The 12,591-nt window shown below is 43.8% G+C and carries 11 protein-coding genes; 3 read left to right on the top strand and 8 right to left on the bottom strand.

Annotated features, from left to right (window positions below; genetic code table 11):
• Positions 1-53 precede the first annotated feature (53 nt).
• Together ADH67_RS12080 and ADH67_RS12075 are read left to right on the top strand one after the other, a co-directional pair.
• Positions 54-2,354, top strand: coding sequence for a molybdopterin-containing oxidoreductase family protein (locus ADH67_RS12080; protein ID WP_084081503.1), 2,301 nt, complete (start codon positions 54-56; stop codon positions 2,352-2,354).
• A gap of 2 nt (positions 2,355-2,356) precedes the next feature.
• Positions 2,357-2,899, top strand: coding sequence for a 4Fe-4S dicluster domain-containing protein (locus ADH67_RS12075; protein ID WP_066593616.1), 543 nt, complete (start codon positions 2,357-2,359; stop codon positions 2,897-2,899).
• Positions 2,900-2,945: 46 nt separating this feature from the next.
• On the opposite strand, the gene ADH67_RS12070 is transcribed toward ADH67_RS12075, so the two are convergent.
• Positions 2,946-3,662 carry a potassium channel family protein gene (locus tag ADH67_RS12070; protein ID WP_066593618.1) on the bottom strand — a complete coding sequence of 239 codons (717 nt, stop codon included), beginning with the start codon at positions 3,660-3,662 and terminating at the stop codon, positions 2,946-2,948.
• 10 nt (positions 3,663-3,672) lie between these two features.
• Positions 3,673-5,520 carry a TrkH family potassium uptake protein gene (locus tag ADH67_RS12065; RefSeq protein WP_084081504.1) on the bottom strand — a complete coding sequence of 616 codons (1,848 nt, stop codon included), beginning with the start codon at positions 5,518-5,520 and terminating at the stop codon, positions 3,673-3,675.
• Positions 5,521-6,047: 527 nt separating this feature from the next.
• Here ADH67_RS12065 and ADH67_RS12060 point away from each other — a divergent pair.
• A complete protein-coding gene (locus ADH67_RS12060) occupies positions 6,048-7,838 on the top strand; it encodes an IS1634 family transposase (RefSeq protein ID WP_066593622.1) in 1,791 nt (596 codons plus the stop codon).
• An 18-nt stretch (positions 7,839-7,856) separates the two neighbouring features.
• Here ADH67_RS12060 and rplI read toward each other — a convergent pair whose 3' ends face one another.
• The 6 genes from rplI to rnr form a co-directional block, all read right to left on the bottom strand.
• Positions 7,857-8,306, bottom strand: coding sequence for a 50S ribosomal protein L9 (gene rplI / locus ADH67_RS12055; RefSeq protein WP_066593624.1), 450 nt, complete (start codon positions 8,304-8,306; stop codon positions 7,857-7,859).
• 14 nt (positions 8,307-8,320) lie between these two features.
• On the bottom strand, positions 8,321-8,593 hold the full coding sequence (gene rpsR, locus ADH67_RS12050) for a 30S ribosomal protein S18 (RefSeq protein ID WP_066593626.1): 273 nt from the start codon (positions 8,591-8,593) through the stop codon (positions 8,321-8,323).
• Between the two features lie 2 nt (positions 8,594-8,595).
• On the bottom strand, positions 8,596-8,889 hold the full coding sequence (locus tag ADH67_RS12045) for a primosomal replication protein N (RefSeq protein ID WP_066593628.1): 294 nt from the start codon (positions 8,887-8,889) through the stop codon (positions 8,596-8,598).
• A gap of 14 nt (positions 8,890-8,903) precedes the next feature.
• On the bottom strand, positions 8,904-9,326 hold the full coding sequence (gene rpsF / locus ADH67_RS12040; RefSeq protein WP_066593631.1) for a 30S ribosomal protein S6: 423 nt from the start codon (positions 9,324-9,326) through the stop codon (positions 8,904-8,906).
• A 126-nt stretch (positions 9,327-9,452) separates the two neighbouring features.
• Entirely contained in the window at positions 9,453-10,193 is a 741-nt protein-coding gene (gene rlmB / locus ADH67_RS12035; RefSeq protein ID WP_066593634.1) for a 23S rRNA (guanosine(2251)-2'-O)-methyltransferase RlmB, read from the bottom strand.
• 17 nt (positions 10,194-10,210) lie between these two features.
• A complete protein-coding gene (rnr, locus tag ADH67_RS12030) occupies positions 10,211-12,532 on the bottom strand; it encodes a ribonuclease R (protein WP_255202400.1) in 2,322 nt (773 codons plus the stop codon).
• Between the last annotated feature and the right edge of the window lie 59 nt (positions 12,533-12,591).

Raw genomic sequence — 12,591 nt, 5'->3', positions numbered from 1 at the left:
CGTTTTCTCCTACACTAATTCTGCAGACTTTCTGCTTAAACCAAGGAAAGACGATGAAAAAACTACCCAAAATTAATCGTCGCGACTTTCTCACCCTCTTCGGGCTCACCTCTGCAGCAGCGGGTTGCCCGGCGATGGCCAGCGCGATGCAAGCCTCCGATCCAGATAAGCAATATAAAACTTTCCAGGCAACCTGCTCAATGGAATGTCTCCACTGCAATTTACGTGCTTATGTAAAAGACGGTGTAATTGAAAAAATTGGAAATGCAAATGCCTTTGACGGAAAACCTTGTGCTAGAGGTCTTTCTCGAATCAAATGGGTTTACGCCAAAGACAGAATTCTTTATCCGATGAAGCGTGTTGGAGAGAGAGGAGAAGCTAAGTTTGAAAGAATCTCCTGGAATGAAGCCCTAGACACCATCGCAGCAAAAATTAAAGAGGCTATCCAAAAAGGAGGCTCGGAGTCTTTGCTCTTTACGTCCGCCTCTGGAAATATGGACAGTCTATTCAATCCTTCTCAGGTTGCCTTCGGTAACTATTTGGGAGGCACTACAAGAACAGCAGGCTCCTTATGTTGCTCAGCTGTTACCGCCACCATGATGCCTATGGTAGGTAAACGTTATGTGGATACGCGTGACACTATTGATCAAGCAAAATACATCATTTGTTGGGGAAACAATCCGCTTGTGACTATGCAAGCTTATTGGCACTATTATCTAAAGGCAAAAGAAAATGGTGCCAAGATAGTTGTAATTGATCCTCGTAAAAATGAAACTGCCTATCGAGCAGACAAGTGGGTTCCAATTATCCCTGGTACCGACAGTGCGCTTGCCCTGGGTATGATCCGCTGGATTGGGGAAAATAACCTTCTTGACACTAAATTCTTACAAGAACATACTGGCGCAGGCTATTTAGTTGGAAAAGATGGAAAACTTCTTAGAGAAGATCTCAAAGATCCTAACTCTTACTTAGTGCTTGATAGCAAAACAAACAAGTTAGCGCGCCATGATGCCCCCGGTGTAGTCCCGCAACTCCAAGTAAAAGACAACCCAGAATACAAAACTGTTTTGACTATGGTTCTCGAACAAGCGGAACCTTGGACTCCGGAAGCCGTAGAAAAAACAACCAGCGTTCCGGCAGCTACTGTCAAAGAATTAGCCCATGATTATGCAACAAGCAAAGCTTCCATGATCGTTAACAACATGGGCTCTTTCCAAAGAACTGAATTTGGCTCTCAGGCAGTCGGCGGTCAGTACTACCTTGCCTTCCTCACCGGAAATATCGGCAAAGCCGGAACAGGCATATGCGATGCAGGCGGAGCACAGCAAATGGCTAAGTTTGGCGCGCCTATTCCTGCTCCATTAGAAAAACCCAAGAAAGTTGCTCCTATTCCAACCGCAAAGCTTGGTGAATATGTCCTAGCTGGCAAACCCAATAAGATTAACTTCTGGTACACCCAGACTTGCGGCATTGTTGGCCAGTGGCCTAATGCTAATAAGGTAATTGAAGCCGTAAAGAGCGTTCCTTTCTTTGTTGTTGCAGAAAGTATCATGACTCCAACAGCGACCTATGCGGATATCCTTCTTCCGGCCACAACTGTCTTCGAATACGACTCCGTAATGGCAGGCACCAGAAACCATTACGTCCAATTAATTGAAAAAGCAGTAGAACCGCAAGGAGAGGCCAAGCCTGACTATGTCATTTTCGGAGAACTAGCCAAGAGACTTGGCTTTGGTGACCGCTACATCGTGCCGGTCGAGCAGATGATCAGAAATGTTCTTAAACCTTCCGGCATTACCTATGAAGAAATTAAGAAGGGTCCTGTCTGCCCGGTTAAGGGTCCTTGGATTCCTTTCAAAGACGGGAAATTCTATACCCCGACTGGCAAAGCTCATTTGTTCTGCGAACCGTGGGCAGCCAAAGGTTTCTTACCTGTAGTCACCTATCGTCAGGTCAAGGAAAGTCCTGTCGGCAATCCTGAGCTAGCGAAGAAATATCCTCTTATGGCCATCCAGAGAAAGGTTATTCGCAACATTCATACAAGCTTCCAGAATAATGAATGGCTTGATGAACTCTTTGCAAAAGAACCGACAGTCCAGATGCATACCAAAGATGCACAAGCAAGAGGAATTAAACAAGGCGACAAAGTTGTTGTTTACAACGACAGAGGCCAGCACCCGACAGTTGCAATTGTGAATGATGACATCCTCCCTGGCGTTTTATGTCTCGAAAACGGATGGTGGATGGGACAAAACGGATTTAATTCATCTTCTGTTCTCACCAACGATACTGTTGAGGTTCTTGGAACTGGAACCAGTATTTGTTCAACTCTTGTCGATGTTAAAAAGGCGTAATCATGAAAAAATTAGGTTTTGTATTTGATGCACGCCGCTGCAACGGCTGCAGAGCATGTGTAATCGCATGTAAAGAACAACAGAAAACACCGGATGGAGTCTGGCTCAGACAAGTCAAAGAAACTCCCAACCAAATGATGTGGTTAAGTGTTGCATGTAATCATTGCGAAAAACCAGCCTGCGTACCAGCCTGTCCAGTTAAAGCCTACACACAAGAGCCTGACGGACTGGTCGTTCAAGATCATGCAAAATGCATTGGCTGCCAAGCCTGTATTGCTGCTTGTCCCTTTAAAGCACCGGTCTTTGATCCAGCAAGCAAAAAAGTCTTTAAGTGTGACGGCTGCATCAAGCTTCTGGCCGCCGGTAAACAACCAGCTTGCGTACAAGCTTGTACGCAAGGTGCTCTTCAGTTCGGCCCTATTACTGAACTCAAGAAGAAATATCCTGAAGCGGTTGTTGCGGGATTTGAGTGGGCCAATAAATATTTTGGATATCCGGCCAATTCACAGACCGAACCTCATCTTGTCATAGTTCCTCTGAACTAATAGCTTCCTAACAACAGGGTAAGCCTTCTTAGAAGGCTTACTCTTTTCATACAGAAAAGACTGTTGTCTCATCGGCTACTTTTTTAGCAAAATCGATGAAATTGTCTTTTGTACCTACTACCACAATACAGTCACCGACCTCTGCCGTCTCTTCCTGAGCTTTTCGCTCAATATCAAGCAAAATCTCTTCTTCCGTCACTAAACCCAAGAGGTTCTTCGATACTTTTTTCCTAGTGGCAGAAATCAGAATAAGACCGAATCTGGCAAGATTGAAATTCCTATACGGGAACCCGACAAATTTCTTGGGAACTTCCAGCTTTGAGACCAAATACTCCGGCGTAACGCTAAGAGAAGTTACCTGTGAATGAAAGTTCAGCTCGTTTGATAAATCTTCAGCCGCCCGTTTTTCAGGCGTCAGAATCCTGTCTATAGAAAAAGCCTCCAGAATGGATTGATGTAGGTCATCAATCGCGCGAGCAAAGATTCTCTTGACTCCGCCCTCTTTCAAAAGAGCGACCGCCCGCAGACTTGAACGGAAATCCTCTCCGATCGCCACAATGGCTATATCGATATTTTTCAACGGAAGCATATTCAAGGAGTTCTTCTCCGAGCAGTCCATCATGTAGACAGAACTCAATTTGTCTTTAACTGCTTCCAGATTATTTTGTTTGTTATCCACGCCAATAACTTCATTTCCCAAGAGAGTCAGATTTATGGCGAGATTTCTCCCATAAGTTCCCAAGCCAATTACTAAATAACGCATAACCTTCTCCTTAGCTAATAATAACGTTTTCTGTCGGATACGTACTGTCTATTTCTTTCTGTGCTCCTAAAAATCCCATAAGAATTGACAGCAATCCGACTCGGCCTAAGAACATGGCCATACAAAGAGTATATTTAGAGGCAGAAGACAGTTCAGCGGTAATTCCCATTGATGAGCCTACCGTAAACAATGCAGACATCACTTCAAAAATAATGTCTTTAAAACTCATCTGCGGTTCTAAAAACAGAAGTACAAAAGTAAAGAAAAAAACCAATAAAGTCGAAATGACAGCCACGCTGTAGGCTCTGTTTACAGCGGAAGCGGAAATTGTGCGATTAAAGGCGGAAGGTTCTTTATGACCCGTAATCGTTGCCTTCAGGCTCAGTAAAATAACAGCCAATGTATTCACTTTCACGCCGCCGGCCATTGACTGGGAGGAGCCGCCCACCCACATTAAAAGGCAAACCATCAAAACAGTCGGAACAGCAAATTCAGCCGGATTGACGGAAGCAAATCCTGTGGTTCTCGGCAAAATGGCATTAAATAGAGATTGGATGACTTTAGTAGAAAAGTCCATTCCTTTTAAGGTGCCGTTATATTCAAAGATAAAAAAGAAAATGGTTCCTAACGCTACTAATACCAATGACGAAATCAATACAAGTCTGGTATTCAAATCGACTCTAACCTTTGATTCGAATCTTTTGTCTTTCCAGATGGTTCCTTTAATTTTTCCAACTAGCTTGTCTTTATAGTTAATCAAAATCGGAAAACCTATAGAGCCTAAAAACATCAGAAATGAAATCTCTAAATAAAAGCTCTGAGATCCCAACATTAGAGCTGGGTTGCTTAGGCCATCTTTGATAGTGGAAAATCCCGCATTGCAGAAAGCGGACATGGAATGAAAGATCGAAAAAATCAATCGATCATGCGGGGACGCAAAAAGTTCGGAAGGCACCGACATGTAAATTGCAAATGCTCCAAGGCTTTCTATCACTAAGGTGAATCCAAGCATATACAGCACAGTCGGCAGAACGGCATCCATGGATTTTGAATAAATCGCGTCTCTTATCAGCAGTTGGTTGTAAATAGAAGCCGAGCCGGAGTAGAAAATAGAGAATACGCTGGTAAACGCAATAAGCCCTAATCCGCCAACCTGAATCAGAATTGAAAGAATCAACCATCCAAATGGTGTGAACATGGTTGAAATATCAAGCGGAGAAAGCCCTGTAACACAGACGGCACTCGTTGCAATAAAAAATGCGTCTGTATAGCTGATAGGAGCGGTTGTGCTTTTGGGCAGCATGAACAAGAATGAACCAATCAGTATTACAAATAAGAAACTGCTTGCTAAAAGCAAGGAGGGATTGGTCTTCTTTCTGTCAGCTAATTCCAGGCACTTGGCGCTTAAGAAAATAATGGAATAGCTGATAAGCGTAAAGGTCAAAAAATCTTCGCTTTGCAGGTACTCCAGAATGTGATTCTTACTATCAGGAATCAGGAAAGCAATTAAGCACACAAGAACCAAAACATTGACTGCAATTCTCAGCCATCCGCTTTTTATAAAGTACCGTTTAAAGTCGAAAATAAGAGCCAGAACAACAATGAAGCTGAACCAAGCCAAACATATATGAAGACAAATGAGAATTCGGTTCACATCCTTGGCGGTCGTGTTCAAGCCGTATAACGACGCTATCCCGACAAGCGCTCCGATGCAGAAAAAAATAGTTATGGCAATGCAGCTTATTCTGATCGCTTTAAGAATGAAAGACGGATCGTGGAACTTAGAAATCTGCTCATGAGAATGGCGCCACAAAGAACGCTTTATGTTCTTTTCCAACTGGCTAAGTTTCGAATTCATGATTCACCTTTCCTTCCGCTGGGCAATTTCCAAGAAAAAGCCCTCAGAACAGAATTTCCCACAAATCCCGGCACCAAATTCGTAATAATTTCTTGCATCCTTGTTCGTGTAATGTTGCAACGAGAAAAGGATAAGGAAGAAATCGAAAAGAAGAATACTATCGATCCTCAAATCGAGGCCTAGAGTTCAGAACTGAAGAAAGGAAAAGCTGCTGAGTAAAATTCTTTGTACAGAAATTTTTGAAATTAAAGATATAGATTCAGCAGGTTGAAAGTTTCACCCAATGGGTGTTTGTTATCCGTCGGCCGCCAACTATTTTGGTCACACAAAATATAGCGAAAAGAAATATCTCTCGGTTCTCAGAGATAGAGTTATTAAAAAAGACCTCTCAGCGTAAACCCTGAATTCCCGTTAATCTAGGTGCATATTTAACAATTTCTTGCTTTTTCTTAATAACTTGCTGATTTAGTGCTCTTTTTGAGTTACGAATCAGCTTTTTTATATTTCATAGGTGATAATTATCTCCTATGAAAACCGATACTTCTCAAACAAATTTTGATCCTTCGGCTCAAGAAAACTATTTCATTAAGTCAGGAGTTATCTCACCCATTTTTATTAAGAACAATCATGGGATTAGATACGCGATTTTCTACAGAAATAAATGGGAAGGCTCCACTTGCCAGAAACAATTCCAGAAAACGGTAGGAAGAATTTTTGATGATGACTCAGTAGAGCTAGGAAAGAAATTCTTAAGTCAGTTTCCTGCTTTAAAGGACTGCAAGGCCACCTTATCTGGAAGAACAATACGTCTTGCCGGTCCAAATATTGCGGTGCTTCCACCTCTTGAGCCCATGGCTCAACAACGTCAGGCTTTCTTTGATGAACTCGATCAGAACACTCGACTTTCTGCCGGAGCCTCCTATGTCTTGTGGCAAATAGCCCAACAAAACCATCTGCTGACTGATCTTGAGGATGTATTTGGGAAAAACCGTGCGGCAGTTCTTCTGTCTTTGGCTATTTTCTTTGCCTCCGATCCGGGCGCCGTTGCCTCAGAATTTGAGATCTACAGCCATCACACTTGGCTGCCTTGCTCTCCCTTGAGCTCTCAGGAAGTCTCCGAAGTTTTTCAAAGCATCTTAAATCCAGAAGTCATGCGATTTCTTCACAAAAGGATTCAACACTCTAAATCTTCCGAGCAGAATTCTCTTTATTGGAGCTTTGACACCACCTCTATCTCTTCTTACTCTGAAACCATCCGAAAAACTGCCTATGGTTACAGCAAAGAAAATCCAGAACTGCCTCAGTTAAACTTGGGTCTGATCGTTTCCGAAAATTCCGGAGAACCCCTGTATTACAAAGTTCTGGAAGGTTCAATTTCTGATCCTCTGGCTTTAAGGCAGTTGTTGGTAGACACCGCTCAATTGGATACCTCCAACGTTAGCTTAGTCATGGATAGAGCCTTTAGCTCACCTTCTTTGCTTGACCAACTTTATAAAAACAATCTTGGATTTATCTGCGGCTCTAAGACCAACCTTAATTACTGCAAATCGGTTATTAACAGTTTTGCCAGGGAATTGCAGTTAGGAGGCGTGGATACATTCTTAGAAGAATATGGACTGCAAGCCAAAACATCTTCAACTACTTGGTCTTACTACGATCCTTCAACAGGTTATCGTGAAAGGAAGCCACTGTATATCCATGTTTATCTTGACCCATTCCGTGCCGCCGGAGAAAGAGAAACATTGTTGAAAAAGCTGAAAAAACTGCAGAAAAAAATTAAAGCTAAATCTCCCTTAAATAAACCGGAAGCAGACTTGCGTAAACAGTTCTTTATCAAGGGCTCTCTAGGATGGGCTTACGACAAAGAACTGTGGCAGCAAAATGAAAAACTACTAGGGCTATTCGTATTGGTGTCCAGCTCAGTATCTTCGGCAGCTGAAGCTTTGAGAATTTACCGGCAAAGAGACATCGTGGAGAAGAACTTCAATAACCTCAAAGAGAGATGTTCGGGACGCCGCATGCGTTGCCAGGAAAGCGCTTTAGAAGGAAAAGTATTTGTTCTATTTCTAAGCTTGATTTTGCTGATGAATTTAAAAATGCGTTTCCACCGGGCAAGAGAAGAAGAAAACTGTCAGGAAGAAAAAGCAAAATTTTTGCCTGACGATGTCCCCGACTTCTTAAGAAGCCTGAGTGTGATAGATGTCACAAGCCGGAAATCAGAAAACAATCAATTCTTTTATTGGGACTTAATTCCAAAGAAAATAAGATTAACTTTGGAAGCCATAGGAATCAAAGAACCTCCTAGATTTATCACCTAGGAGGTCCGGAATTCAGGATTAAGCTTCAGCGACAACCTTAACTACTACATCAGCAATGATGTCGTGATGAAGGTCGATCTGGAGTGTGTATTCACCAATAGCCTTGATTGCGCCCAATGGAGTGCGAACCTGGCTCTTGTGGATTTCGTGGCCGAGCTTGTCGAGAGCTTCAGCAACATCCATATTAGTAACAGAACCGAACAAACGTCCGTCAACACCAGCCTTAGAAGCAATTGTAAGAACGATACCGTTGATCTTTTCTTTCAATTCTTCAGCCTTAGCAAGACGTTCTGCCTGAGCGCGTTCGAGCTCAGCACGCTTTGCATTAAATTCGTCCAAAGCAGCCTGTGTAGCACGTTTGGCTTTCTTTGTAGGAATCAAGTAGTTGCGGGCAAAACCATCTTTAACTTTGACGACGTCGCCAAGCTGACCAACATGAGGAATTGTTTCAAGAAGAATAACTTGCATCTTTTTTCCTCCGATTACTGGTTGTCAGTGTAAGCAAGAAGAGCAAGGAAGCGAGCGCGCTTAATTGCTGTATCAAGCTGACGTTGATAACGTGCCTTAGTACCAGTCAAACGTGCAGGCATAATCTTGCCGTTTTCTTGGATGAAGTCACGAAGTGTGTCGATATCTTTGTAGTCGATCTGTTCAACATGATCAACTGTGAAGCGGCAGAATTTTTTGCGTTTGAAGAGCGCATTCTGCTGATTAGGGTTACGAGGTTTACCCTTTCCTTTGGCGCCAAAAGCCATGATTAAACTCCTTTATCGTATTCCGTAATGTGTAGAACTAGCTTAGATGAACGTACTGAAGAAGTAGCGATGAATCCTCGAAGAATTAACTGAGAACCAAGCTCTTCTTTACTGAGAACCTCTCCAATCTTGCCCAGCGCAACTGCGGTAAATTTGAAATTGTTCTTTCTGTCGCTGTCAGCTTCTTGAGTCACACCGGTATGCTGGAATCCGCATTCACAGACCGCAACACCGGCCAAGGTGTATCTCAAAGCCTCTCGGCTGATTAACTGAGCTGACAGTTGAAAGCCGTTCACCTAGAACCTCAGAATTAGGCCTGTAGTTCTTCAGCTTTTTCTGCAGGTTCAGCAGCGGCTGGTTCTTCTGCCTTCTTAGCAGCTTCAGCAGCAGCGGCCTTGCGAGCCTCTTCTTTTTCAACAGCCTTCATCATTGGAGAAGGTTCTGTTTCAGCTTTCTTCATCTTGACTGTGAGGTGACGAAGAACGGCGTCGTTAAAACGGAAACCATTTTCGATTTCATCAAGGACATCTGGACCGCATTCGATGTTCATAAGAACATAGTGAGCTTTAACAAGCTTTTCGATCGGGTAAGCCAACTGACGACGGCCCCAATCTTCAACACGGTGTACTTTTCCTCCGTGGCTTTCCACGAAAGTCTTATGACGTTCAATCATTGCCGGAACTTGTTCGCTTTGATCCGGGTGAACGATGAAACAAATCTCGTAATGACGCATTTAGCCTCCTTATGGTTTTTAGTCGCCCGGAGCGTCTTCCGGTGTGACAAGGACTTCGAAAACGCAAAATTCTACACCTTTTTACACTTAAATAAAAAAAGTTGAAATCGCGGTTTTGTAAATAAATTAAGCAGTTCTTTGACGAACCGTCTCATAAAGACAGATTCCGGCAGCAACGGAAACGTTCAAACTTTCCACACTGCCGAACATCGGAATACTAGCAAGGTCAGAACAGCGTTTTCTGGTCAACTGGCGCAATCCGTCGCCTTCGGCTCCGAGAACCCATGCGAACGGACCCGTCTGATTGAATTCAAAAATTGTCTTGGTAGCTTCCCCGGCCGTACCAACCACTTCAACACCGGCATCCTTTAACTCAACAATACTGGCGGCAAGGTTGGTCACTCTAACGAGAGGAATGCTTTCTGACGCCCCGGCACTTGCTTTGATAGCGGCCGGGGTCAAATCTGCAGATCTATCTTTAGGCACAACGACAGCCTGAACACCAGTTGCGTCCGCAACTCTTAAACACGCACCGAGATTTCTCGGATCTGTAACGCCGTCCAGGATCAGCAAAAGAGTTTTCGGATTAATTGCGTCCATCAGATCATCAAAACTCATCGCGCTTTCGATAGGCTTTGCTAAAGCCACCAATCCTTGATGAGGAATACCTCCTGACAATCCTTCCAATCTTTGGTGGTCAGCCTTCATGACACGCACACCGGCTTTTGCCAGTTGCTCAAGAATCTGCTTCATGCGTGCGTCACGACGATTGGGATCGGCGTAAACAGCTTCAATAGTTGAAGGATCTTTTTTCAATCTTGCGCTGACTGCATGAAAGCCAGTCAGCACAGTATCATTTTTTGCCATTATTCAACTCTGCCTTCTTATTTGGTTTTCGCAGCCGAAGCTCTTTTGGAGCGCGCCGAAGTCCTTTTCGGCGCCTTTTCTTCTTTTGCAGGCTCGGCTTTTGTTTTTTCTTTAGATGCTCTGGATCTAGAGTTAGCAGAAGATGCTTTAGCTACCTTCTTGGCAGGAGCATCCTCAACCAGAATAAATTCTATTCTGCGGTTCTCTAAGTCACATCGCATTAGTTTAACTCTAACCGGTGTGCCTAATTTATAGATCTTGCCTGAGTAGGAGCCTTTCAGCTGATTCAGTTTTTCGTCGTAGACAAAGTAATCAGCTCCGAGTTCGGCGACGTGGATCGAACCTTCTACGTAGTAGTCGTTCAAAGTAACAAAGATCGCAAATGGAGCTACTCCGGTCACCACACCGCTGAATGTCTGTCCGATAAAGTCTCTCATGTAATAGCACTTTAACCAGGCCATGACATCGTAGCTGGCTTCATCTGCCCTTCTTTCATACTCAGAGCACAGCAAACCAAGTTTTTCCCATGTTTCAATGTGAGGGATCTTCTTTGCACCTTCTTCAGGTTCTGCCTCCGCTTTTCTAAGCTGGAGGGTTGTTTCAGACAGATCGGGCTCAACCAACAGTTTCGGAACGTAATGTTTACCAGCCAAAATTCCTCTGATAGCTCTATGCACCAACAAATCCGGATAACGTCTGATCGGAGAAGTAAAGTGAGTGTATGCCTGATAGGCCAATCCGAAGTGTCCAAGATTATGAGGACTATAAACCGCCTGCTGCATGGATCTCAGAAGCAGCATCTGAAGAGGAACCTTATCCGGTCTGTCTTTAATCTTATCCAGAACTTTGCAGTAATCTGCAGGTGTCGGCTTATCTCCTCCTTCCAAAACTAATCCGAAAGGCGCAAGGCTGGCTCTGACCTTCCCCAACCTGTCTTCGCTGGGCGGTTCATGAACTCTGTAAAGACACGGAGCTTTATTTAACTGCAAAAGATCTGCAGCGCATGTATTTGCCACCAGCATCATCTCTTCAATCAAGCGATGTGCATCGTTTCTCTCCCTTGGGAGAATTTTTTCAATCTTTCCCTGAGCATCGGCAACGATGTAAGTCTCGACGGTTTCAAAGTCCATCGCTCCTCGGTACTCCCGGGAAGTCAACAAAATTTTGAAGAGGTCATAAAGATCTTTTACATGAGGGTAAACATCCTTCATTGCAAGGGCTGCCGGACCATTCGGATCTTGCAAAGCGAGCCAAACATTGTCATAAATTAATCGGGCAGCCGAACAAATGACTGCCGGGTAGAACTGATAGGCGATCACTTCTCCCTTACGGCCGAGAACGGCATCGCACACCAAAGTACACCGATCTACATTCGGATTTAAAGAACACAACCCATTAGAGAGCTCCTCAGGAAGCATAGGAATAACTTTCGTTGGAAAGTACACACTGGTCGTTCTTTCCTGTGCGTCTTTATCAATTGCAGAGCCTGGTTTTACATAGTGTGAGACGTCAGCAATAGCAACGAGCAAGCGGTAGCTTCCGTCTTTTCCTATGGGTTCGCAATAAACCGCATCATCGAAGTCTTTTGCATCAGGACCGTCAATTGTCACAAACGGAATGTCTCTTAAATCGACACGATTTCTTAAATCAGTTTTAGTGACGTGATCGGAAAACTTTTTGACGGCCTCAAGAGTTGCTTCAGAAAATTTATGCGGAACGCCAAACTTTCTAACGGCAATCTCGATCTCCATGCCCTTGTCTTCCGGCTTCCCAATCACTTCCTTCATTGTCGCATGAGGGCGCAAGGACAAGAAACCGGCATCTTTCAGTTCAATTTCGACGACATCACCCGGACTAGCATTCTGAGTGTCTCCGTCAATAATAAAATCCTGCTGAATTCGCGGATCTTCGGGCTTAACAATCTTCCTGCCTTTTACGGTTTCGTACACTCCGACGATAGTCTTGAGTTTTCTTGAGACTACCTTATGCACGGAAGCGATCATCTTATCTTTATAGTCGAAACCAATGCATGTAGCCTCAACTCTGTCGTCAGGAAGCAGTTTTTCCATTTCTTCATCAGGGATGAAGAGATCAGGCACATCCTCGTCGCAAATTAAAAAACCAAAACCGTTCTTATGAGCCTGAACCACGCCGGTATAGATTTTTTTGTCTCCGATGTAGCTAATCTTATTAACGTGATCACGTTTAATCTGTCCGTCTTTAACGAGCTGCTCAAGGACGTCTTTAACAAATGATGCGCTCACGCCGAATTTTTTAATCAGACGAGTTATGAGGATCGACATTCCTATTTCACCTTGGCAGGAGCAAAGGTAATTCAAAAAACTCTCTTTGGCCTCACCAATAGTTGAAATCGGTTCGAAGTCTTCTTCCCATCTTG

Origin of the sequence: Turicimonas muris, assembly GCF_002221595.1 — a bacterium.
In the GTDB taxonomy this organism is placed as follows: domain Bacteria; phylum Pseudomonadota; class Gammaproteobacteria; order Burkholderiales; family Burkholderiaceae_F; genus Turicimonas; species Turicimonas muris.
This window is presented reverse-complemented; position numbering and strand designations above follow the sequence as displayed.

Excerpts from the sequence above, each read along its gene's own strand:
- ADH67_RS12080 (WP_084081503.1), top strand. The coding sequence starts at position 54 with ATGAAAAAACTACCCAAAATTAATCGTCGCGACTTTCTCACCCTCTTC.
- ADH67_RS12075 (WP_066593616.1), top strand. The coding sequence starts at position 2,357 with ATGAAAAAATTAGGTTTTGTATTTGATGCACGCCGCTGCAACGGCTGC.
- ADH67_RS12070 (WP_066593618.1), bottom strand. The coding sequence starts at position 3,662 with ATGCGTTATTTAGTAATTGGCTTGGGAACTTATGGGAGAAATCTCGCC.
- ADH67_RS12065 (WP_084081504.1), bottom strand. The coding sequence starts at position 5,520 with ATGAATTCGAAACTTAGCCAGTTGGAAAAGAACATAAAGCGTTCTTTG.
- ADH67_RS12060 (WP_066593622.1), top strand. The coding sequence starts at position 6,048 with ATGAAAACCGATACTTCTCAAACAAATTTTGATCCTTCGGCTCAAGAA.
- rplI (WP_066593624.1), bottom strand. The coding sequence starts at position 8,306 with ATGCAAGTTATTCTTCTTGAAACAATTCCTCATGTTGGTCAGCTTGGC.
- rpsR (WP_066593626.1), bottom strand. The coding sequence starts at position 8,593 with ATGGCTTTTGGCGCCAAAGGAAAGGGTAAACCTCGTAACCCTAATCAG.
- rpsF (WP_066593631.1), bottom strand. The coding sequence starts at position 9,326 with ATGCGTCATTACGAGATTTGTTTCATCGTTCACCCGGATCAAAGCGAA.
- rlmB (WP_066593634.1), bottom strand. The coding sequence starts at position 10,193 with ATGGCAAAAAATGATACTGTGCTGACTGGCTTTCATGCAGTCAGCGCA.